Here is a 24,185-nt window from a genome sequence, read left to right on the forward strand (position 1 = left end):
TGAAAATGAATACAATCATTTTCCTATACATAAACGATGAAAGGGTGGTTCGATTGAATCGAAAATTGACAGCAGGGGTCATAACGGGTCTTTTATTGGCACCTACGGCTATAGCGAACGCACACGCACAGGACAACGAAGGACAGTCGCACATCTCAATACAATCAGAAAAGGTAGCTTATGCAAATGAGGTTGCAGCAACTATAGCAAGGGAACAACTTATTGCACAATTTGGCAAGCTATCAGAGAATTCATCAGATAATGAAATGGTTATTGCAGATGGTGATATAACGATTGTACAAAATTCAGCTGATTTTAATGCCGATGAAAAAGCTTTTATACAAGCGAAATATGACTATGTAGTTAAGCAACGACTACTGTTAAAGAAGCTTAAGGAAATTAGCGATAAGATGGGTACTATTTCATATACCAGCAAAACATTTATTAAAGATGTGAAAAATGTACAAAGCCAATATGAAACATTTTTAGGAGATGAATCAACAGCGACATCTTATCAATATGTGCAAGACCAATTCAACCAAGTTGTTCTTGCTGCACTTAATAATGGGGCGAAGGATATTGCCTCAACAGTTCGTGGCACAGTGTTGCAATATGGCTATGATGAAGCAGCACGCAATGTCTATTTTAAAGGCAAGGGAATGGATGTTGACAAGTTAAGTAAGCTGAAAGTGGACGTAGCAAAAATAGAACCGGTCATTACAGAATTAGATCAGTTAGTTGAGTTATTGGAGAAATCTACGGATTATTCAGCTATTTCTCCTGGAATGAATAGTTTTACCACGAATTATAATGCGCTGACAGCAGAGCAAAAGAAAGTGGTCGAAGCTTATAATCCAAATGATGATAAAATCACACCTTTTAAGAAGTATAAGGATGCCTTGTCAGGTTTATCTGCTTTAGATAAAGTGACTTCCAGCATTGTACAGTTAAAAGGTAAGCAGCCTGCAGATTTCACTTCAGCCTCAAGCTTTATTAGTGCTGTGACGGCTGTTGAGAAAGCCTACAATAGTCTGGATGCAGCCTCCAAACAATTATTAAAAACGGAATATGAAAGTATTGCACAATATCTTAAAGCAGCAAATATTTCGAAAAGCATTTCAGGGTTGCGTGTATCCAAAGAAGATGTATATCGTACAACAGTCAAAGACATAAAAGCGGAATACGATCTCTTAACGGAAGGTAAAGGTTTTGTTAAAAACATAGGAGACCTAGATCTGGCGTTAGCAAATATTGCATATGCAGAGGATATTGAAGGAAAGATTAAAGCCATTAATGTTGTAGAAGAAGCTAATAAAGTAGCTGCTATTAAAGCTGCACGCGAAGCCTATAATAATCCTTCAGGCACAAATATTAATGCGTCCAATGTTAAGAAAATCGTCAATAATCTAGCAGAGCTCACAGCGTGGGAGAAAAATTTAGGTGCTGCCTTAAAGGTAGATAAGCTAATTGATAGCCTTGATCCAACTGCAAAAACCTTTGAAAGTAAGACGCTTTCAGCTTGGACTGCCTTTAACAAGCTAAGTGAAAATGATAAAAAGTTAGTGCAGGGAGCAACAAAGTTAATACTGTTTCAAACATACGCAGAAGCATCGAAAACGATTAATACATTAAAGCCGACAACTGACTACGGTACACAGCTTACCAAGTTGAAAGAGACAGTGGAGAAATTAGATACGACTTTGCAAGGGCATGAAACAGCTCTTACTAATTTGAAAACACAGCTGCAAAACAAAATAGCTGCTTTAGTTAAAGAGGAAGAAGCGGTACAGGCTGTTACAACGGAAATTGATCTGTTAAATAGCAATATAGCTATTGAAAAAATATTGGATGCACGAGCTCACTATAATGCGTTATCATCAACAGCTAAAAAGCGTGTGACAAATATTAAAGTGTTAACAGATTTAGAGAAATCCTATAAATCGGTTGTTAATGTTATCTCTCAATTTGAAAAATTGGATCCTTCCTCTAAAAGCTATATTTCTAAAGCAAAATCAGCTTATACGGCTTATGCGAAGCTAGATGATAAAAATAAAATATTTGTCCAAAATTATAAAGATTTAAAAGATGTAATTCCTGCAATTGACGTAATGGTGCAAATTAGTGCATTAAGTCCTTCTAAAAAAACGTATAAAGATGATGTGGTAAAAGCAGATGAAGCGTTTAATAAATTGGGTGAATCTCTTAAGGCAAAGGTAGTAAATAGTGAGGACCTAACAAAAGCACAAGGCTATATCAATACGGCCAAAGCATTTGATGACCGTATTATAGCATTAGCAAATGAAGGCCCTGACACATTTGTCAAAAAGGTAGCCGAGCTTACATTAGAATATAAAGCAATGGATAAGAACGCACAGAAGCTAGTGGAGCAAGCCAAAATGTTAAGCTCCTATGAAAAGGATAACAAGGCAGTAATCAAGGTGATTCAAATGATTGATGCCTTAAATCCAACAAATAAGGATTATACAAAAAAGGTTCTTGATGCACGTAAAGCCTATAATGCACTTGATCAAGTCTCCCAAAAGCGAGTAACAAACTATGCTAATCTCACTGCTGTAGAGGATGTTGCTTCCTTAATTGGTCTCATTGCGTCGTTAAAACCAACAAGTAAAACTTTCTATCAAGATATGAAAACAGCGCGTGAGCTTTATGATGCCTTGCCAGCAGAGAAGCAGCAAGCGATCGTAAACTATGATGCACTGGTAGCAGCAGAAAATGAACAGGGATTAGCACAGAGTGTAGTCGAGCTAATTAAATTAACAGAAGTGCAAGATGCTGACTATTTAACGAAGCTGATGAATGCGCGTGTAGCATACGATAAGCTGTCATCTGACCAAAAGAAATTAGTGACGAATATTAAAGATTTAACAACACGTGAAAAAGCAGTGAAACCAATTTTAAGTGTGATGGTTCAAATTAATGAATTAGATCCAGAATCAACAAGCTTTGTTAGTAAGGTAAACTCAGCACGTAAAGCGTATGATAAACTATCGAAGGATCAAAAAAAATACATCGATAATATTAATATTCTCTTAAAATTTGAGCCTGTCTCGAGTGTGATGGAATTGATTAGTAAACTAAAATCTTCAAGTAACACATTCCTTCAAGATACATCGAGAGCACGCTCACTTTACGATGCACTACCTGGCGATATGAAGCAATATGTGACAAACTACTACTTATTGCAAGCAGCGGAGTCTAGTATTTTAGGGGCTGGTAATGTCATGCAAATGATTAATGACTTACCATCCGTTGATCCAAAGCAATATGTGAAACGTATCCAAGAAATCCGTGCTGCTTACAATGCTTTACCAAAGGATCAGCAACGAGCTGTTCAAAATTATAAAGTGCTACAAGATCAGGAAAAGCTAATAAAGCCTGTAATGAGTATTGTAGAAGATATAGACCGATTACTAACGGCAAAAGATATGAATAGCCAATACCAAAAGATTTTAAAAGCCTATGATAAGCTCAATGCTGATCAACGACGCTATGTTTATAACGACCAGCTATTGCTTTCACTAGATAATGTTATAAAGGTTTATAATAATATTGCTAAATTGAATCCAAAGGATAAATATTACTTTGGTATGGTGGAAGCGGCGCGTAAAGAGTATGATAGTTTGAATACGACAGATAAACAGCGTATCTCCAATTATTCTCTTTTACTCGAAGCAGAGAAAAGTTTAGCTGATGTGAAGAAGGTTGTGGAGATCATAGCGGGACTGTCTCCAAGCTCGTCCACATATATTGAAGATGTGGCGAATGCCGTTGCTGCCTATAAGGCATTGGACTCTAAAATTAAAGGACAGGTCATTAATGAGGATGCCTTAAAGCAGGCTGAAAAAGATGTGGCTGTCGTTCTTAAAGTTGTTCAAGCGATCGGAAATATTGATCCAGACAGCTCATCATTTGAGAAAAAAGTGCTAGCAGCTCAAAAAGATTATAGTAATTTGTCGATTGAGCAACAAGGCTTAGTGTATAATTACCGCATTCTAGAAGACTATCTTAAAATGATTCAATAGTATGATAAAAAAGGAGTTTTCCCAATGAATAATACGGGAAAACTCCTTTTATAAGTAAGAAAAAATGGATCTTAATATTAATTTCCAAAAAAGTGAAACTATATCATCTGAAATTCGTATCTTATAGTATAAATGGTCGCTTTGATTGGGAGGTACTATTTAATACGTTTTTATTTTGCCAACGTGAGGAGGTCGCCCTGTTGAAAAAATTATTGAGTATAATGGTACTTTCAATAGCTGCAACCGTAGGAAGTTTAACTAGTTTTAGTCAAGCAGAAGCAGCGTCTGCTAAGGCAGTAGATGTGACAAATTCATACTGGGCAAATGCCTCGATTCAACATATGCTCACAAAACAATTTATGACTACATATAACGACAACACTTTTAAGCCAGAGCAAGCTATTACAAGGGCAGAGGCTGCTGCTGCCATAGCTCGCTCTCTTCAAACAAACATTGACATTGAGAACCCTGTAAAATTCAAGGATGTTCCTACAACACATCCATATTACAAGGAAATTTGCCAGCTTGTTAAACTGGGAATCATTCAAAAGAGTGATGCCTTTCATCCAGAAGAGCCTTTAAAGCGTATGCAGGTTGCAAAAATGCTAGCTCTTGCGTATCAAATAAGGGTAGATAGCAAAAATAACAGTCAATTTGCGGATATTACACGTACGCATTGGGCAAAAGATTATATTGAATCCTTAGCAGATATCGGCATTATTGGTGGGGTGGATGCTAAACATTTTGCTCCTGACCAATTGGTAACACGTGCACAGTTTGCTGTATTTGTTGAGCGAAGCATTGCTTTTCAGCAAAAAATTAAGGCATTGGAAGTAGCCTATGACTATTTAGCAAAGGATTATATCCCAACTGTTAACCTTTCTTCTGAGTGGTCTAAAAAGGTAATTGAATTAATAAATGTTGAAAGACAGAAGAATAAGCTAGAACCTGTTGCTTATGATTCGGAGCTGACACAAATTTCCATTATCAAAGCACAGGACATGGTAAATCGCCATTATTTTGAACACGTTTCCCCATTTTATGGGGCACCTTGGGATTTAGCGACATTATTTGATTACAACTATACAAGTTTTGGAGAGAATATTGCTAGAAATATTAAAACACCTGAAATTGCTGTTAAGGCATGGATGGCTTCACCTAGCCATCGAGATAATATTTTAAAAGAGCACTATACGAATACAGGTGTTGGAATAGCACAGGATAGCAAAGGAAATTACTATTGGGTCCAAATGTTCTCTAGTCAATAAGTTGTTGTGTAACAAAGAATCGCTAATATTACAGAAATGTTACGAAAGTTCCAAATTACGATAAAAAAATCCCCTTTTTAACGCTGGAAATACCACCAAACGTTGGTATTACAGCGTTTTTTTGCTGTCTAAAACCGTTACACAATTGAAAAATAACATTCGCCTCTTTTGTGATAGTCTATGTATAGGCAAAAAAGTTTTGAGAGGGGTATAACAAAAGTATGAATAAGAAATGGTTATTACCGATTTTTGCATCATTTATGTTATTTTCAACTACTAATATTAATACTGCTGAAGCAGCGTCTAAAGCAGATTTAACTGATACAGCTTCTAAATATTTAGGTGTTCCATATAAATACGGCGGTACTACAACTAGCGGTTTTGATTGCTCTGGCTTTACTTCTAAAGTATTTTCAGACTTAGGTATTCAATTAAACCGTACGTCAGGGTCTCAATATCAACAAGGTACTGCAGTTGCCAAGAGTGATCTTCAAGTTGGCGATTTAGTATTTTTCAATACAAGTGGTAGTGGTATTTCACATGTAGGGATATACATAGGTGATGATAAAATGATCCACTCTCAAACTGGTCAAGGTGTAAGCTACTCAAATGTTAATGACCCATATTATTGGGGCGATCGTTATGTAGGTGCTAAACGTGTGGCAACATTTGATGCTCAACAACAAGCTGAAGTAAAGCAAGCAGCTATTGACTTTTCCGTATATGCTTCTCGTGCAGAGGTAGCAGTACAAATTGCAAAAGCTTTAAACTTAGATACATCTGATACTACTACTAGTTTCGTAGATGTAAAACCTACATATGCTCATGCAGGTGCTATTGCAGCTGTAGCAAAATTAGGTATCTTTGAAGGCGATGCAAATGGTAAATTCAACCCGTCTTCACCAATTACGCGTGCACAAATTGCTAAAGTATTAGTGCTAGCATTTGGTCTTGAAAATAATGGTGGAAGTGTAGCATTTAGTGATGTGCCTCAAAAGAGCTGGGCTAATGAATATGTTTCTACTCTAGCATCTAATGGCATTACAAATGGTGACGGAGACGGTAGCTTCGGTTCCGATGAATTACTAAAAATCGAACAATTAAAAGTTTTTATTGAAAGAATCCAACAATAAGTTCATAAAGTTAACACTTTAATGGTGTCATAGATTGCAAGAAATGATCTTTTGAATAGCGTATAATGGAAGAAGGGTTTGCAATAGCAGACTCTTCTATTTTTATGATAATTTTGTAGGAAAGGATGTGAATTGGAAAATTAAAGTTTAACAGTTCTATTGTATGATGCTTTATTTAGCTAATTTTGTTAAAATGGACACGTTAAGAGAACAAGAAGGGAGGAAATAAGACATTGAACATCAAAAAAATTAGTCTTATCTTGTGCGTCTTATTCATTTCGGCTTCTATGTTTACGATACATAGTGCAAGTGTCAGTGCAGCTAACAATTCAAATATAACATTTGAAGATGTTACTAAAAATCACCCAGCCTATGAAGAAATCAATTATTTAGTAAATTTGGGGGTAATTCAAGGTTACTTTGTGAATGGTAAGAGAGTCTTTGGCCCAAATAATAGTGTAACAAGAGGACAAGCAGCTAAAATGGTTGTGGTTGCCTCTGGTAATAAACCATTAGTTGTAAATAAATCTAGCTTTTCAGATGTTACAGTTGGCACTGAAATGTCAGGTTATATAGAACGTGCTGTACAGCTAGGATTTTTCGACAAAAATATAAAAGGTCAATTCTTACCAAATAAGCCTCTAACTCGTGGAGAAATGAGTTATGTATTAACAAAGGCTTTTAATTTAGATACTAGTGAGTATGAGGGGATCGACTCTCCTTTTACTGATGTAGGAATCACACATGAATATGTGAAATACATCAATACCATCTATTATAATGGCATTACAAACGGAACAGGTAATACGTATTTACCTAATAGCACTGTAACACGTTCTCAATTCTCATTATTCGTTGCACGTGCAAACAGTGAAAAATATCGATTAGAGCTTCCAGTAAAAGGTGTACAAGTTCCAGATACATCACAAGTCATTGGCTTAGTGAAGGTCACTACAGATGGGTTAAACATCCGTAAGACAAAAGATTCTACTTCAAGCACGAACATTGTAGGCAAAGTCAATACAGGCGGTAAATTATCAGTCTACGCTGTTGAAAGTAATTGGCTAAAGGTTACTTATAAAGGCGCATATGCCTATATCTATAAGCAATATGCAGAATTTGTAGATGCAGATGGCAATGCGTTAGGAACAGTCGAAAAAGAAGTAACGACAAAAAATGTTGTCAATTTATATGTGAAGCCTACATCTTCAGCAAAAGTCATTTCATCGATTAAAGCGAACGAAAAACTTCCTGTTTACAAAACAATTGGTGGCTACTACTTAACACAAGTAAATGGTTTACCAGGTTATATTGTAGCAAATAGCACTACGGATATTGTGGAAGAAGAAAAGCCAAATCCAAACCCAAATTCAGATCCAACACCACCAGTTTCTGGTGATGTGCTAGGTAGAGTAACGGTTGCTAATTTAAATGTTCGCAGTCAAAGTAACTCTACATCAGCCGTGTTATTTAAGCTGAATAAAGGAGAGTATGTCCAAGTTAATAACATCAATGGTTACTGGGCAGAAATCACATATAATGGCCAATCAGGCTATGTCCACAAGTCTTATTTGAAGCTATTAAATCAAACAGCTAAACCTTTACAAAATCGTATTATCATCCTAGACCCAGGTCATGGTGGTAAAGATCCAGGTACAGTAAAGGGCTCTGCTTCTGAAAAGAACATTACATTAAAAGTCAGCACACAAGTGAAACAATTACTAGAGAATGCTGGTGCAAAAGTTTATATGACACGTACTGGTGATACGTATCCATCATTACAAGATCGCGTAGACTTTACTCAAGCAAACTATGGTGAAATTTTTGTAAGTGTCCATGTCAACTCTGCTGCTAATACGTCAGCGTCTGGTACTGAAACATATTATGCAATATCTACAGGAGATATGTATCAGGAAGACATAGATTTAGCGACATATGTTAATAGTCAAATTGTCAACAATTTAAATATGAAAAATCGTGGTGTTAAGCAAGAGCAATACTACGTGATTCGTAATATGGTGATCCCATCTATTCTAGTAGAACTTGGTTTCTTAACGAATGCAGAGGATAACAGTAAAATGACAAATGATCAATACGTTAAATTATTTGCAGAATCTATTTATAATGGTATTTTGCAATACTATAAAAAACAATAATTGATTAAGAGACGATTCCAAAGGTGTACTAGCCTTTGGGATCGTTTTTCTTATTCTCTATATACCCAGATTAGAGAAAGACAAACAAATCTATCTAAATGGATGCTTCGTTTAATAGAGGCAGGCGTTTCATGTTGTTGAAAAAAGATAATGTCACTGGCTGAAAAAGATCTTTTTGCAAGGTGAGAGGATGATTTCCGTTCCGCCAGCATCCTTTCCAGGGGGCGTCCGTTGAGCCGCTTCACTCACTTACGTTCGCTCCAGGGTCTCACCTGTGACGCTAAATCCCCCAGGAGTGACGCTGGCTCCTCTCCAATCAACCATTCAGCAAAATATTAACTGTAGCAATAAAAATAGGCCACTATTTGCAAAATCAGAGAGAGATAGGCTCTTATTTTCAATGTGGAATGACAACACACTTCCGTAAAGAATAGTAAACACCTTCACTTTTTATTTGAAAATATTTGCTAAAAATCAAAATTGGGGGGATTGGAGTTGAAGGCTACTTGACTTCTGGGGGCTCGCCCACAGGAAGGAAGTAGCCTTCAACTGAAATCTATTTTCACCTTTCACAAAAATACAATTGATGGTTTTATTTTTCAACAAAATGAAATGGCTGTCTCATTTATAAGAGACAGCCATTTACGTTATTTCACGGTATTGATGAATTTAATATAATCCTTACTTATATATCCAGGTTCAGTGTTTAGTTTATCCGAAACAACTTGATACCAACCATTTGCGCTTGTATTTGTAACGATGACAGGCATATTACTTTTACTAAATGTGAAGAGTGGACTTTGACTTGTTGATGCATCTGCACGAACATTTAGTCCGGCTGTTGTTGTGAGAGCGATTTTATAAGGATTATTTGCATCTTTAAAGCCTAAAGCTTTTTCTGCACGATAGTAATGTCCTGCAATTTTTGCGCCCCAGAATGGATCTGAAGCGTATTTTACGTTGAAGCCGATAGCCTTAGAACCGACAACTGCGCCATTCGTATAACGTCCACCTGGCGTAATATAATTTGGCTGAAGGAATTTTTCAACTAGCTCATTAATATTGGCTTCCACACTCTCAAACTTCTTGTTTAGTGGATTTGTATCATAGACATATAAACCAAATAGATTGTTTAGATTTTGAGCGTGATCACTCATACCATAGGCACTCTCATGCTGTGCTAGGGATAAAATAAGCATAGCATTGATATGAGAATTTGCTTCCACTTCTTTTAATACAGAGCCTAAACCAAGTAGTTTACTTTTAGTTGTGGCATTTTTATAAATCGAAGCACCTGAGCTTTCAACCTCTGCTAATTTTCCCACAATATATTGATCTAGCTCATCTGCTGTATATTGAGTTGTTGCACGAGCTGGTAAGAATTGGTAGTAGTTATAGGCTTCTCCTTTTGAAGAACCATCAGCATTGGTAAAGTTGATGCCATCCCAGCTAAAGTATTTCTCACCCTGCTTCATAAAGCCAGGTGCCTTGCCATACACGTAACTAGCAGAATATTTATTAGTTTTATAATCATATAAGGTATGTTTTATTTCACCGTACTCATTTGTGTAATAAGAACGACCTTTTACTAGAGCAGAAGGAATTAAGGTAACGTCAGCCTGCTTTAAATAGCCAGTATGACCAGCTAAGCGTACTTTTACTTGTGTGGCATCACTACCTAGATACTCCATTTCTGTATTACCAGCAACTGCGATTTGATCCTTAATCGTTTCAGAATTTAGAGCAACATAATTATTCGTTACAACATAACCTGAAGTCATTTTAATAATTTTATCATTTTGAGTAACCACTAAGGAACTAGTCGTCATCGCCTTTTCAGCTGCTTCAAAGCTAGTAAAGGTTTGTTTGTCTACCAAGTTACCATTGGAAACTTCTTTGACGATATATGCGGTAGTATTACCGTTATTACCAGTATTATTGTTGTTCCCATTATTATTGGTATTACCGTTATTTTCGGAGTTACCATTGTTTTCATTTTTACCAGCGTCAACCTGATCAGCAAGAAGAATTAATCGTAGAATAAATGTCGATGCCTCACCAATTGTGGCATTGTCTCTTGGTAAAAACATGCCATTGGAGCTTCCTTTAATAAGTCCTAATTGTGCACCGATTGCAACATCCTGACGGAAATCTTTAAAAATAGTTGCATTGTCTTTGAAGGTAATAGAAGAAGTACCTTTTGGTATTTTTAAATAATCAACTGCTCTAATTAGCATCACTGCCATATGCTCTCTTGAAATACGGTCATCTGGCTTAAATGAGCCATCCGTATAACCAGTAATAATTCCAGCAGTAGCGGCAAGCTTAATTTCATTTGCAAATAAATATGTGTCTGACACATCTGTAAACGTTATCTCGTTCTTTGTGTCCAAATTTAACGCTTTTGCTATGTATGTGGCGAATTCACCGCGTGTAACCGTAGCATTCGGACGATAGCTTCCATTTGCATCCTTCAGTAATGCATCTTTCTGAATTAAATAGCGTAGACCACTTTCATGCATATGTCCTGATAGCTCGTCTGCATAGACAGATTGAGGCTGCCAAATGACTAGACTAACAAGCATCATGAGCAACATAAAAATTGATAGTTTTTTCATAGTTTTACCCTCCTAAACTGATATCATTTTAACAAAGTTACACAATCAAGATAAGGGTCAAATGTTAGAAATACCATAAAATATACCAGCGATTTATAGGCAATAAGTATGCTTTTATAATTTGATGTGAGAGTTAGTTTTAAATAGGGGAAGGAAAGTGAACCGAAATTCACATGAGTTTCTTCTATTATATATGTCATTTGTGTTAGCCCCAAAAAAATAATGTCGTACATTGCTTTCTAAGAAGCAATGTACGACATTTTATTGAAGTAAATATTAAAGCATTTCTGAAGTTGTTTTTGCTTGCATATGCAGTTGTAGGTAGTCTGGGCCACCTGCTTTTGAATCTGTACCTGACATGTTGAAGCCACCAAATGGTTGGTAACCAACGATTGCACCTGTACAGCCACGGTTGAAGTAAAGGTTTCCTACATGGAATTCTTCACGCGCTTTTTCTAGGTTCATACGGTTAGTTGTGATAACAGCGCCTGTTAAACCATATTCTGTATCGTTTGCAATTTCAATCGCATGGTCGAAATCTTTTGCTTTTGCGATCGCTACAACAGGTCCGAAGATTTCTTCTTTCATAATACGTGCAGAAGGATCTACGTCAGCGAACACAGTTGGTTGTACGAAGTAACCGACTGAATCGTCCGCTGTACCACCAGCTACTAGACGGCCTTCGCCTTTGCCAATTTCAATGTACTCAGTAATTTTGTTGAAAGCTGCTTGGTCAATAACTGTTGCCATGAAGTTGCTGTAATCAGTTGGGTCACCCACTGTTAAAGCGTTTGTTAACTCTTCTACGCGATTTACCACTTGCTCATATACATCTTCTACGATGACAGCACGAGAACATGCTGAACATTTTTGACCTGAGAAACCAAATGCTGATTTCACGATCGATTGTGCAGCTAATTCTAAATCTGCTTCTTTATCCACTACGATTGTATCTTTACCGCCCATTTCAGCGATGACACGTTTAATCCAAATTTGGCCTTCATTTAACACAGATGCACGTTGGTTGATACGTAAGCCGACATCACGTGAACCTGTGAAGCTGATGAAGCGTGTTTTTGGATGATCGACTAAGTAGTCACCTACTTCAGCACCAGAACCTGGTACGAAGTTCACCGCACCTGCTGGAAGACCAGCTTCTTCTAATACTTCGATAAATTTATAGGCTATAACTGGCGTCGTGGAAGCTGGTTTTAATAACACTGTGTTCCCTGTTACTAAAGCAGCTACTGTTGTACCAGCCATGATTGCAAATGGGAAGTTCCAAGGAGAAATGACAATACCGATTCCTAGTGGAATGTAGTCATAACGATTGTATTCACCTGGACGGCTTTCGACTGGCTGACCGTCTTTAATGCGTAGCATTTGGCGACCATAGTATTCCATGAAGTCGATTGCTTCCGCTGTATCTGCATCTGCCTCTGCCCATGGTTTCCCAGCTTCTTTTGTTAATAAGGCTGAGAATTCATGTTTACGACGACGAACGATTGCTGCCGCTTTGAAAAGAACGTCTGCACGAATGGCTGGATCAACTTTTTTCCATGTTTTGAATGTTTCATCTGCCGCTTGCATCGCTTTTTCAGCTAAATCTTTGCTTGCTTTCGAAACGCGACCAATAACTTCTGTTTTCTTTGCAGGATTGTACGAAACGATTTTGTCTTCTGTTGTAATACGTTCGCCACCGATAATTAGTGGGTAGTCTTGACCTAAGTAACCTTCAACTTTATTTAAAGCCTCTACATAAGCATTGTAGTTTGCCTCTTGTGAAAAATCTGTGAATGGTTCGTGTTTGTATGGAATCATGTCAGTTTCCTCCCATGTATAAGTAGTGCCAAATGATTATGCACCTATTAAGATTGTGTTAATTATATAATGCAATATAATTTGGCATTAATCAACTCAAATTTTAAAACTTTTTTAATTTTTGCATCTGCTTTTCATATTGGTGTTAGAATAAGCTTAATGGAATACAGGAGGACAAAATGGATAACAATGTACTACTAAGTATTTATAAATACGTCATTGAAAAAGGCGATATGGGAATTTGTGTGGTAGACACAGAGGGCAAATTGCTTATATACAATAAAAAAATGAGAGAATTAGAAGGCGTTAATGAGGATGAATTTGAGGAGAGGCGAGCCTTAGAGATTATTGATTTTGAAATCGAAAAAAGCGATATTTATAAGGTCCTCAGCTCTGAAACGCCAGTGCACAATATAAAAAAAACGTATTGGAATAAAAAAAATCAAGAAGTGACCTACATAAGCAATATTTATCCGTTGCACTATGAAGGCTCTTTAATAGGCGCTGTGGAATTTGCCCGAGATATTACACAGCTTGAATACATGATGTATCAGCCATTGAGAAGGTATGGCGCTCCCTTGACATTTGACATCATCACAGCTGTATCACCAGTCATGAAGGATGTCATTGAAAAAGCAAAAATTGTGGCACTAAGTAGAATGCCTGTTGTGTTAATAGGGGAATCAGGTACTGGGATTGATATGGTTGCAGAGGGAATACATCATGATCTAAAGGTGCAAAATGATATGTTTATTGCTTTAATTTGCCGTCGAGATGAGAAAACGGTATTAAAGCAATTTGAAAAATATATTGTGGAAAAGGAGAAAATAACCTTCTTTGCTGAGCGCATTGAATATTTATCTCTAGAAGCACAAGAAAAGATTGTGGAACTTTTTAATAATCATCCTAATCATCAGCATGTTTTAATTGCTAGTGTTGGCAAAGATCCCATTGATTTGATTCAAAAGCACGAGCTATCCAAAAAACTTTACAGACTTTTTTCAGGTATTACGATTTATGTACCTCCTTTACGAGAAAGAAAAGAAGATATTATGCCTTTTATCGATGATTATTTCAAAAGACATCGTGATAGCTTTGGCTCGTCTATTCATGGACTTTCAGAAGAAGTGCGAGATATCTTTTTAAAATATGATTGGCCAGGAAATTTAAAGGAATTAGAAGTTCTGCTGGATGAAATAACCTCATTGATCACCAATGAGACGATAGTTGAATCACATATGCTGCCAGTGCATTTCAAATGGAAAATCCAAAGCTCTTGTGAGGAGACGGAAAAAGAGGTTTCTACGAGCGACTTGTTTGTCATTAAAAATCAACAGGATATTCGACCATTAGATGTCTATATGAAAGAGGTAGAGGAGTACTATATTTCAAAGGCATTGGACTTTCATCAAGGCAATATCTCCAAAACGGCTGCTGCGTTGGGGATTCGGCGACAAAGTTTACAGTATCGAGTTAAAAACTATAAGCTCAATAAAAAAAGCGAAAACATTGATTAACCATGTTTTCGCTTTTTTGGATAGTTTCCCGAAAGTGAAGGATAGAACGATCTAACTGAAGAATAAAAACACGAAACTGATGGATAGCTTCAAGCTTGTATAATTATTTTCCTTTTTTCGAAAGGCGACCAAGCGCAAATGCTGCTGCTCCTAAACCAATTGCCATGTTCGTTTTTTTGTTAAACACTTGTTTTGTCACAAGTGCTACATTTTGTGGACGCTCAGCTAAACGACGCATAAAGTAACCGTACCAATCATTACCGAATGGTAGATATGTGCAGAAATTATACCCTTCACGAGCAAGGTCTAGCTGCATTTCTTTACGGAAACCATATAACATTTGGAATTCGAATTTTTCATTTGGAATATTGTGTTGTTTCACAAATTGTTTTACATGGTTGATCACATTATGGTCGTGCGTCGCAATCGAAGTAAATTTACCATGTAGCAAATGATATTCAATTAGTTTTAAGTAATTATGGTCGATATCAGCTTTAGATTGATATGCCACATTTTCAGGTTCTTTATAAGCACCCTTTACAATACGTAAGCGGAAGTTTTTATATTTCTCAATATTTTCCTCTGATTCGAAGAAGTAAGCTTGAATGACTGTCCCTACGTTATCATACTCTTTGTGTAATTCCTCTAATAATTCAAAAGAGCTATGTAAACGCTCGTAGTTTTCCATATCGAAATTCACGAAAATATTATATTGATGTGCAAGAGCTACGATTTCTTCTAAGTTTTCATAACAAAATGCGTAATCAATATCTAAACCTAATTGTGAAGGTTTAAGAGAGATGTGTGCATCAAGCTGTTCATCATGAATAGCTTGTACAACAGCTAAAATATTATTTTTGGCAGCAATTGCCTCTGATTTTTCGTAGACGAACTCGCCTAGATTATCGACTGTACAAGAAATATTGGCCTTGTTTAATTCCTTAATCGATTGCACAACTTCTGGTAAACTTGTGCCAGCAACAACACTTTGCGCACCCATTTTTAAACCATATTTTTGTGCAGCGCTGTTTAATAATTTGTTCTCGGATAAGTAAATGAAAAAGTCACGTAATACCATTATATGCCTCCAAAAATGAAAATTTTAAATTCTTGGCGATTATAACACTTTTTTTGAAAAGTAAAATGGTTTGATTTTCAGAAAAAATATTTTTTAAAGCACGTTAGTGAGATAAAACTATTGCAGTCATTGACTTTTTCATGGAAAAAATTTAAATTAAAAATTTTTTTCAAAAAAAAGGACTTTTCAAAATAAAAGATTTGCTTTATTTTAATTAGTATATGTCTTAATTTGCGCATAGGCATAATGGTATTTAGGACTTAAAATATATAATTATTATTTTAATATAATTTATTAGTGGGTATTCTTTGAAGTGATTCTTAGATATCCACTTTTTCATTTTTCAGTTTAAATATCATATTAATAGTAGTTTATAGTAAAAAAAAACAGGGTGTATTATAATAAAATTGTATATAATCAAGATTAAATTATGTACGTTTTGTGAATTTGTAGTTACTTTTGATTTAGAATAGTGTGTCTATATAAGCAATACAAAAGGGAATATGACTACTCTAAACTAAGATAAGGTGGAAAGTATGGCAAGAGGCAGAAAATTTAATTCAAATGGCGAACAAAGTAAACAACTATTACTTGAAAAAGCGATAGAGCTATTTTCTGATAAAGGTTATCATCACACAAAAATTAGTGACATTGTAAAGGCTGCCAATGTAACTCAGCCTACTTTTTATCTCTATTTTAAAAGCAAGGATGCCCTTTATAACGATTTGAATGCGCAATTTCAAAGCGGATTCTTGGCAGTAATGAATAGTAAGTCAACTGACATTATTGAATATGGATTACAGGGTTTTATCACGCTATTAGAGCAAAAGTTATTGAACTTGTTCGTATACATAATTGAAAATCCTGAATTAACAAAAATAGGTTTTATTGAATCCAAGCAAGCACATTTGGTGAAAAACCAAATGACACAGCAATTGATCCACCTTATTTATTTGCATGATTGTGACAAAGATCTACAACTGTATAGTGTGGATATAAAAATCATGATAGATAGTTTAGTAGGCTCAATAGAAAGACTCATCATTACGAATTTATTAGAAGAAAAAAGGTTACCTGCAGAACTTGCAAATGATATTGTACAATTATATTTTTGGAAAACCAAAGATGTAATATAAAAACTGTCATCGATACTTATTATCGATGACAGTTTTTTTAATTGCTTATTTTTATATGCTGATAGTAGCCTTTGTGATCTTTGCTCTTTGGGTGAATAAGTAGCATATATTCCTGATTCGGTGATAAAGCACTCTTAGGTGTAACAGTTATTGAACGACCTTCAATTTTAACTGCTACGGGTATTTCCTTAGCTCCTAAAGCAGCCAGTTGAATGTTGCTCTTAGCGATTTGTGAAGTAAGCCCTGTAGGAATTTTCACTGTAAATTTGTGTGTATCTGCTATATTTTTTACCGTGGAAAGTTGTTTATATTTAGGATATTTCTCCTTCAATGCATCATAATGTGCTTGGAAAATAGGTGCTGTTGTAGTTTGAACATTTGGCTTAACGCCTACTTCATGAATAGTATGACCCGCAGGACCCGTAAATTTACCAACTGTAAGCTTTAAATAGCTTCCATCCTGTAATGTGTAAAAGCCTTGCATAGCACCTTTCCCATAGGTTGTTTCTCCGTATAAAATAGCAGCCTTCTGGTCTTTCAATGATGCTGAAAGCATTTCAGAAGCACTGGCACTATAGCGGTTTACAAGAATACGGGTATCTTTAGGAAACTTTGTGTCTTGTTGAACTGCTGGTATGGTATAAGAGTTATGGGCTTCTTCTAATAAATACGCAACTTTAGCAGATTGGAATAATCCTGTTAGCTCTTCAGCTGTTGTCACATAACCTCCACCATTATTTTGTAAATCTAAGATGAACGATGTTGCACCACGTTTTTTTAAGTCTATCAGCGCATTTTTAACAAGCTGTGCACCATCCTCTGAAAAGGAAGCCAACGAAATATAGCCCACATTTCCAAATAGTAGGTCAGTTTGTACATTTGGTAATGTGAATTTCTTACGTGTAATAGTTTTGGTAGTTTTTGAACCGTCACTATTCTTTAATGTAACTTCCACCTTAGTCCCTTCATTACCAATTAAAAGGGAAGAGGCCTCTTGTGTAGAACGCCCGATAATGGATTCACCGTTAACGCCAATAATGATATCTCCAGCCTGAACACCAGCCTCAAATGCGCCACTGCCTTCGATTACTTGTAAAATATGAATTCCATCTTCGTGTTCTTCAATCACCACACCTATACCTATAGTAGATAGGTTGATGCTATTCATATAATTTTCAAATTCTTGCTTAGTGAAGTAGGTTGAGTAAGGATCAAGCATACTCATGATTTCTGAGATGGATGTAGCCTTCTCTAAGTTTCCATTAATTGTTCCAACGTAAGTATCTTTCACAATCTCCTTAATTTCCTTGATAAGCTGTGGATCGTTTTCAGCAGCGTGAGTAGTTGTAAAAGGGAGAAGGAAGAAGCCTAGAACAAATACGAATGACCATAGTAACTTTTTCATTGGACACCTCTTTTCTAGAACTCAAAATAGAATGTATCATTATTAGGTATTAAATGGATGGTTACATTATGCAATTGAGTATCTGATTTTTATTATACATGAAGCCATCGCTATAGTGGTGGACTTATATGAGATAGAAAAAAATCTACTTGTCACTATGGGCAAGTAGATTCTTGTAAATTATTTTTTTATCAATTTATGAATAATAAAACCAATTGATGCACCAACAATAGCTGGTAAAAGCCAGCCTAAATTTTGTTCATACATTGGCAATGCCTTTAGGATAGTTTCATAAGGTGTAATTTCAACTTTCATTTGTTTTAAGCCATCATATAGACTGACAAGGAAAGTTGGAACGAGCGCTAAAATATAAACAATTTGTCCACCTTTAAAGAAATGATCTGCTAGTGACAAGACCATCAATACCATAGCTAAAGGATAAATGATTAATAGAACAGGTAGTGACGCACTAATAATTGTTGAAAGTCCCACATTTGTAATAGCTGTACTAAAAATAGTGAAGACAACTAAAAACGTTTTATATGAAATTTGAGGGAATAGCTTATGGAAAAATTGTGCATTAGCAGTTAATAAACCAACAGCCGTTGATATACAAGCTAGTAAAATAGTCGCAGACAAAATAATACTTCCAAGGTTTCCAAAGAGCACCTCAGCTGATTTTGCAATAATATTTCCGCCATTATCAGAAATACCGATTGCATTGATACTTGTATTACCAATATGCCCTAGAGAGATATAGACAAAGGATAACCCTATTGCAGCAACGACCCCTGCAAAAATCGTTGTTTTTACTTGTTTTCTTGTATCCTTCATCCCCATATCACGCAGGGCCTGTAAAATGACGATACCAAAAACAAGAGCACTTAGAACATCCATCGTTAAGTAACCTTGTACAAAGCCTTCAGCTAAAGGTGACACCTTATAGTTTCCTACGGCTTCTCCTGGTTCACCCATAGGAGAGATGAAACTTTTAACAGCAAGCAATAAAATAACGAAAAGCAGGGCAGGTGTTAAAATTTTACCTACTCGATCAACGAGCTTCGAAGGATTAATAGATAAATATAGAATTAACGTGAAAAACACAATAGATGTGATAAAAAGTGGCGCCCAATGATCTCTCATACCTTCAGAAAGAAATGGCGCAATGCCTATTTCAAAGGACACAGAACCAGTACGTGGTACAGCAAAGAACGGTCCAATTGCTAAGTAGACGATGGAGGTGAAAATCACCCCAAAAGCAGGACTAACACGGTTAGCAAGCAGTTGTAAATCGCCTCCTGCTTTGGCAACAGCAACAATCGCTAACAATGGTAGACCAACACCTGTTATAAGGAAACCAATCATGGCTACAGTGACGTTTTCACCTGCTTGTTGGCCCAATAATGGTGGGAAAATAATATTACCAGCACCCAAGAACAAGGCAAATAGTAGTAATCCTACTGCTAAATTTCCTTTGATGAAATGCAAGATGTTTTTCATAAGTATATTAACTCCTTTAAGATTGAAAAGCTAAAACTTTCTAAAAATTTTAAATACAGAAGTGTATGTTATCATAGGAACACTAATCTTGCAATGAAAACAATATTTCAATATAGTCGGATTTCGTCGTATTCTATAAGTTTCCTATAATGTTTGAAAAATAGTCAGTTTTTCCGATTTTTCATGCAATAGTTATCTAGTATGATAGACACACAAGGGAATATTCTAGCACGAACGGAGGCACTTTGGTATGCAAAAGACAAAAAAATGGAGAATTCTTGTTCTAAGTACTTTAGCAACTTCATTTTTAGCATTACAAACAGCAGAAGCAGCAACATATACTGTACAAAAAGGAGATACTTTAACGAAAATCGCCCAAAATCATCAAGTCACGATTGGGGATATTATGAAGTGGAATAATCTATCGAAAGATACGATTTATGTAGCTCAAAAGCTTGAGATTCCAAAACAATCAACGAATGAGGGAGTAAAGCCCGCCACTCCATCAACATCTGGAAAAACAGCAACTAGTTCTCATACAGTAGCAAAGGGTGACACATTATCAAAAATTGCAAAGCTATATAATGTGACAATTAAGGATATAATGGATTGGAATAAGCTTGAAAAAGACACAATTTTTGTTGGACAAGTACTGAAGCTTTCTTCAGCTGCAGTGATACCCGATGGTGATTCTATACATAATAATGTGACTTCAGGTACGGGCACTCCATCAAAAGTAACAGCGAAAGATCCTACAGCTAATGGACAAGCAATTTATAACAAAACAGTTGAAGTTGCCAATACATTGGTTGGTACACCCTATCTATATGGTGGAAATACACCTGTAGGGCTTGATTGCAGTGGCTTTATTTTTTATGCCTTCAATCAAGGTGGTTTAAAAATAGGAAGAGCAAGCAGTGAGGGCTATTTTTACGGTAATACTACTCATGTAGAAAATCCAGTACCTGGCGATTTAGTGTTCTTTGAGAATACGTATAAAGAAGGTATTTCTCATATGGGAATTTATCTCGGTGATAATAAATTCATTCATGCGGGTACAGATGGTGTAGAAGTTTCGGATGTTACGTACTCTTACTGGTCTTCTAAATTAGTAGCCTACAAACGTTTTGATAGTGTGAAATAAAAAGTAGCGATTTTTGCTTAGGCAAAAATCGCTTTTAACAAAACCCCCTTTCTTCTAAAACAGAAAGGGGGTTTTAGGTTATTGTGTTACACGCGCTGTCCAGCGTGAAAGATCAGCGTCTTTAGCATCAACAAGCTCTGCTGGGAAAATAAATGTCCAGGGCTTTGTGGAGTTTGGTTGGACAGTTAAGATTGGATCCATTTTAAATGAACCCTTGGCAATTTGTTTACCTGTAGCATCGACAATTTCTAATGGTAATTGTTCTAGATTGATTGCTTTATTATGTCCATTACGAATAAAGATAGATACGTTTAAATTACCATTGTCAGCTAGTTTGGCCTGTAAACCTGTGAAATTCACTTCTGTCTCGCCTAGCTTTGGGAGAGTTTTAACAATTTTCTCAAGTTCTTCTTTTTGTTCTGCTGGTAACTGTTTTTCCCATGACGGATCTAATTCTAATTGATGACCGCGAAGGGACACAAGGTTAAAGGCAATTTTCCAGCCATCTTCGGGAACTTCATCTACTTTAATTGTAGACTTTTCAAATTCAAACACCCATGGACGAGCACTTTCTGCTGGTATTGTACCAAGTGCTTTAAAATCGAATTTTTTAGATGCAACAAGCTCATCATTTTTATCCATAATGAAAAGCTCGATTTCACCTAGCTCAATAGCTTGAGGTAGAGAGGACCGGAAAAATGCACGAACTAACCATTTTCCACCTCGACCCTCTTCAATACTAATTGAAGAAAGCGATAATTGGTTTGGTTTCAACGGCTCTAGCTCATTCGCTAGGAAGTTAAAAATGTATTTTTGCTCTTGTGGGACATCCCATTCTGGATGGAATGATAATTTTGTTTCCACATCGCGATTATCACCTGTATTTTTCGTCGTATTCCCTAGTAAATCTTTTGAGTCAATTGTGTTTTCCTGAACAACTTTATCTGATTTTTTAAAAAATGAAAATAAGCCCATTATTGTTCCTCCTGTTGTGCCTCAACTGTTTTCATGAAGCCTGTAATTTCTACGATAATAGAACGACGTAATTCTTGGAAATTTTTACCGAATAATTCTAATCCTTCACGTTGGTAAATTCGCATTGGATCTTCTTGCTGATAATGACGAAGACCGATTCCTTCTTTTAAATGTGTCATGGCCTCTAAATGCTTAATCCAGCCGCTATCAATATGGCTAAGCATAATTTGAGGAAGTACCTCAATGACTCTTTCGTTTTCAGCGAATGTCTCCATGTGATCAAGCAGTTCTTGTTCAGAAGGTTGAATTTCAGCAAGAATTTGTTTTGTTCTTCCTAATTCTCGGTTAATTGTAACAGGTGTGATGAATAATGAGTTAAGCGCATTCTCCATTTGTTCGTAATCCCATTCAATTGGAGATACATCTTCTGGCGCGGCGTCATGAACAGCAAAATCAACTGTTTCACGTAGCATTTTCTTCAGTTCACCCATTAAATCTTCGCCAGCTAAAATTTTGTCGCGAAGTCCATAAAGAACGGTACGTTGGTCATTGATAACATCGTCTAGTTTTAGGTTATATTCCCGCATGCCATATTGGGAACCTTCAACAATACGTTGTGTTCGGTCAATAAGCTCTTGAACCTCTTTATTTTGAATAATACCCTGATCATTTACAATCATTTTTGCAGAGAATTTTTCTACTTCTTCTTTTGCGTAACGGCGGAACATATCATCTTCAATAGAGAGAATGAAGCGACTTTCGCCTACATCACCTTGACGGCCTGAACGCCCACGTAGCTGATTGTCTACACGACGGCTTTCATGCTTTTCTGTCCCAATTACATATAAACCACCAAGCTCGTGTACATCATCACCTAACATGATATCCGTACCACGACCAGCCATGTTTGTCGCTACTGTAATACGACCTTTTTGACCTGCCTGTGAAATAAGCTCAACTTCTTGTTCAACTGTTTTTGCATTAAGTAATTGGAATGTTAATTTTTCCTTTTTCAGATAGTCAGCTACAGTTTCAGACTGTAAAATCGATGTTGTCCCAATTAATATTGGCTGGCCTTTTTCATGACGTTTTTTAACCTCAGCAGCAACATACTTATATTTTGCTTCCTGTGTGTTAAAAATAAGATCAGGCTGATCAATACGCTGACGCGGACGGTTTGTTGGAATTTGCACAACTTCCATGCCGTACACTTCACGAATTTCTTTTTCCTGTGTTTTCGCTGTACCCGTCATCCCAGAAAGCCTTGGATACATACGGAAATAGTTTTGAATTGTTACTTGAGCCATTGATTTATTTTCATCTGTAATCGTTACACCTTCTTTAGCTTCAATCGCTTGATGTAAGCCATCAGAAAGTGAACGACCTTCTAAAATACGACCTGTAAACATATCAACAAGCTCGATTTTGTCTTCTTTGACAATGTAATCAACATCGCGCTTAAACATAACATGTGCACGTACTGCTTGGATTACGTAATGGAAGAGTGTTTGGTGTTCTAAGTCATATAAATTATCGATATTGAAGGCAACCTCAACCTTTTCAATACCTTTATCCGTTAGAGAAGTAGCCTTTGTTTCATCGTCAAAGTCATAATCTTCATCTTTCTTGAAGCGTTTCGCTAACATAGCAGCAATGCGGTGTAATTCATCATTAGAAGGCATTTTACCTGCGATAATTAAAGGTGTTTTAGCTTCGTCGATTAATACACTATCTACTTCATCGATAATAGCGAAGTGATAAGGACGTTGTACTTTATCTGCTAAGCTATAAGCCATATTGTCACGTAGATAATCGAAGCCAAACTCAGTACCCACACCGTATGTAATATCTGCGTTATAGGCTTCTTTCTTTTCACCAGGTTCCATCATCGGTACATTTAAACCCACAGTTAAGCCAAGGAAACGATGGATTTGACCAACAAGCTCATAGTCACGCTTTGCTAGGTAATCATTAACCGTGATGACATGAACACCTTTACCTTCTAATGCACGCACATAAGAGGGAAGGGAGGCAACTAGAGTTTTACCTTCACCTGTTGGCATTTCAGCAATATTACCTTCTGTTAATACTAGACCACCGATAAGCTGCACATCAAAATGACGCATTCCTAATACACGCTTTGAGGCTTCGCGTACAACAGCAAATGCGTCCGGGATAATCGATGTAAGAGGCTCACCTTGTTCTAATTGATCTTTGAAAATAAAAGTCATTTCTCGTAATTCGGCATCTGACTTGTTAACATATTTTTCTTCAAGATTATTAATTTGATCTACTATTTTGTAGTAGCGTTTTAATTGACGAGCACTAGTTTGCTCTTTATTACTTTTGAAAATTGAGAACATGAAATATACGCTCCTTTAATGTTGTCTA

At 36.3% G+C, this 24,185-nt stretch carries 14 protein-coding genes; 7 read left to right on the forward strand and 7 right to left on the reverse strand.

Annotated elements, in window-relative coordinates:
• Positions 1 to 53 precede the first annotated feature (53 nt).
• The 4 genes from HCH28_RS01985 to HCH28_RS02000 all read left to right on the forward strand — a co-directional run bounded on the left by HCH28_RS01985 (position 54) and on the right by HCH28_RS02000 (position 8,600).
• Positions 54 to 4,043 carry a rhoptry family protein gene (locus HCH28_RS01985; protein WP_221679405.1) on the forward strand — a complete coding sequence of 1,330 codons (3,990 nt, stop codon included), beginning with the start codon at positions 54 to 56 and terminating at the stop codon, positions 4,041 to 4,043.
• Positions 4,044 to 4,243: 200 nt separating this feature from the next.
• Complete coding sequence (locus HCH28_RS01990) at positions 4,244 to 5,311, forward strand: CAP and S-layer homology domain-containing protein (RefSeq protein WP_221679406.1); 1,068 nt, start codon at positions 4,244 to 4,246, stop codon at positions 5,309 to 5,311.
• Between the two features lie 221 nt (positions 5,312 to 5,532).
• Complete coding sequence (locus tag HCH28_RS01995) at positions 5,533 to 6,444, forward strand: C40 family peptidase (protein ID WP_221679409.1); 912 nt, start codon at positions 5,533 to 5,535, stop codon at positions 6,442 to 6,444.
• A 233-nt stretch (positions 6,445 to 6,677) separates the two neighbouring features.
• Positions 6,678 to 8,600 carry an N-acetylmuramoyl-L-alanine amidase gene (locus tag HCH28_RS02000; RefSeq protein WP_221679410.1) on the forward strand — a complete coding sequence of 641 codons (1,923 nt, stop codon included), beginning with the start codon at positions 6,678 to 6,680 and terminating at the stop codon, positions 8,598 to 8,600.
• 647 nt (positions 8,601 to 9,247) lie between these two features.
• Here the strand turns inward: HCH28_RS02000 and HCH28_RS02005 are convergent.
• Positions 9,248 to 11,218 (reverse strand): S-layer homology domain-containing protein, encoded by a 1,971-nt coding sequence (locus tag HCH28_RS02005; protein ID WP_221679414.1) that lies wholly within the window; start codon positions 11,216 to 11,218, stop codon positions 9,248 to 9,250.
• A 276-nt stretch (positions 11,219 to 11,494) separates the two neighbouring features.
• Positions 11,495 to 13,039 carry an L-glutamate gamma-semialdehyde dehydrogenase gene (pruA, locus tag HCH28_RS02010; protein ID WP_221679415.1) on the reverse strand — a complete coding sequence of 515 codons (1,545 nt, stop codon included), beginning with the start codon at positions 13,037 to 13,039 and terminating at the stop codon, positions 11,495 to 11,497.
• Between the two features lie 179 nt (positions 13,040 to 13,218).
• On the opposite strand from pruA, the gene HCH28_RS02015 reads away from it, so the two are divergent.
• Complete coding sequence (locus HCH28_RS02015; RefSeq protein WP_221679417.1) at positions 13,219 to 14,556, forward strand: AAA-type ATPase lid domain-containing protein; 1,338 nt, start codon at positions 13,219 to 13,221, stop codon at positions 14,554 to 14,556.
• Between the two features lie 103 nt (positions 14,557 to 14,659).
• Here the strand turns inward: HCH28_RS02015 and HCH28_RS02020 are convergent, their stop codons facing one another.
• Positions 14,660 to 15,634 (reverse strand): proline dehydrogenase family protein, encoded by a 975-nt coding sequence (locus HCH28_RS02020; protein ID WP_221679418.1) that lies wholly within the window; start codon positions 15,632 to 15,634, stop codon positions 14,660 to 14,662.
• Between the two features lie 536 nt (positions 15,635 to 16,170).
• On the opposite strand from HCH28_RS02020, the gene HCH28_RS02025 reads away from it, so the two are divergent.
• The gene (locus HCH28_RS02025) at positions 16,171 to 16,770 is read left to right on the forward strand and encodes a TetR/AcrR family transcriptional regulator (RefSeq protein WP_221679419.1); all 600 of its coding nucleotides are present in this window, start codon (positions 16,171 to 16,173) and stop codon (positions 16,768 to 16,770) included.
• A gap of 37 nt (positions 16,771 to 16,807) precedes the next feature.
• On the opposite strand, the gene HCH28_RS02030 is transcribed toward HCH28_RS02025, so the two are convergent.
• Both HCH28_RS02030 and brnQ read right to left on the reverse strand, forming a co-directional pair.
• Positions 16,808 to 18,175: a S41 family peptidase gene (locus HCH28_RS02030; protein WP_221679420.1), complete on the reverse strand. Its 1,368-nt coding sequence runs from the start codon at positions 18,173 to 18,175 to the stop codon at positions 16,808 to 16,810.
• A gap of 180 nt (positions 18,176 to 18,355) precedes the next feature.
• A complete protein-coding gene (brnQ, locus tag HCH28_RS02035) occupies positions 18,356 to 19,675 on the reverse strand; it encodes a branched-chain amino acid transport system II carrier protein (RefSeq protein ID WP_221679422.1) in 1,320 nt (439 codons plus the stop codon).
• A gap of 250 nt (positions 19,676 to 19,925) precedes the next feature.
• On the opposite strand from brnQ, the gene HCH28_RS02040 reads away from it, so the two are divergent.
• Complete coding sequence (locus tag HCH28_RS02040) at positions 19,926 to 20,819, forward strand: C40 family peptidase (RefSeq protein WP_221679424.1); 894 nt, start codon at positions 19,926 to 19,928, stop codon at positions 20,817 to 20,819.
• Between the two features lie 78 nt (positions 20,820 to 20,897).
• Here the strand turns inward: HCH28_RS02040 and HCH28_RS02045 are convergent, their stop codons facing one another.
• Together HCH28_RS02045 and secA2 are read right to left on the reverse strand one after the other, a co-directional pair.
• The gene (locus HCH28_RS02045; RefSeq protein WP_054549747.1) at positions 20,898 to 21,794 is read right to left on the reverse strand and encodes an accessory Sec system S-layer assembly protein; all 897 of its coding nucleotides are present in this window, start codon (positions 21,792 to 21,794) and stop codon (positions 20,898 to 20,900) included.
• Complete coding sequence (gene secA2, locus HCH28_RS02050; RefSeq protein ID WP_221679426.1) at positions 21,794 to 24,157, reverse strand: accessory Sec system translocase SecA2; 2,364 nt, start codon at positions 24,155 to 24,157, stop codon at positions 21,794 to 21,796. The genes HCH28_RS02045 and secA2 overlap by 1 nt, the downstream gene beginning before the upstream one ends.
• Between the last annotated feature and the right edge of the window lie 28 nt (positions 24,158 to 24,185).

It is taken from the genome of Lysinibacillus sp. K60 (genome assembly GCF_019731275.1).
Taxonomy (GTDB): domain Bacteria; phylum Bacillota; class Bacilli; order Bacillales_A; family Planococcaceae; genus Lysinibacillus; species Lysinibacillus capsici.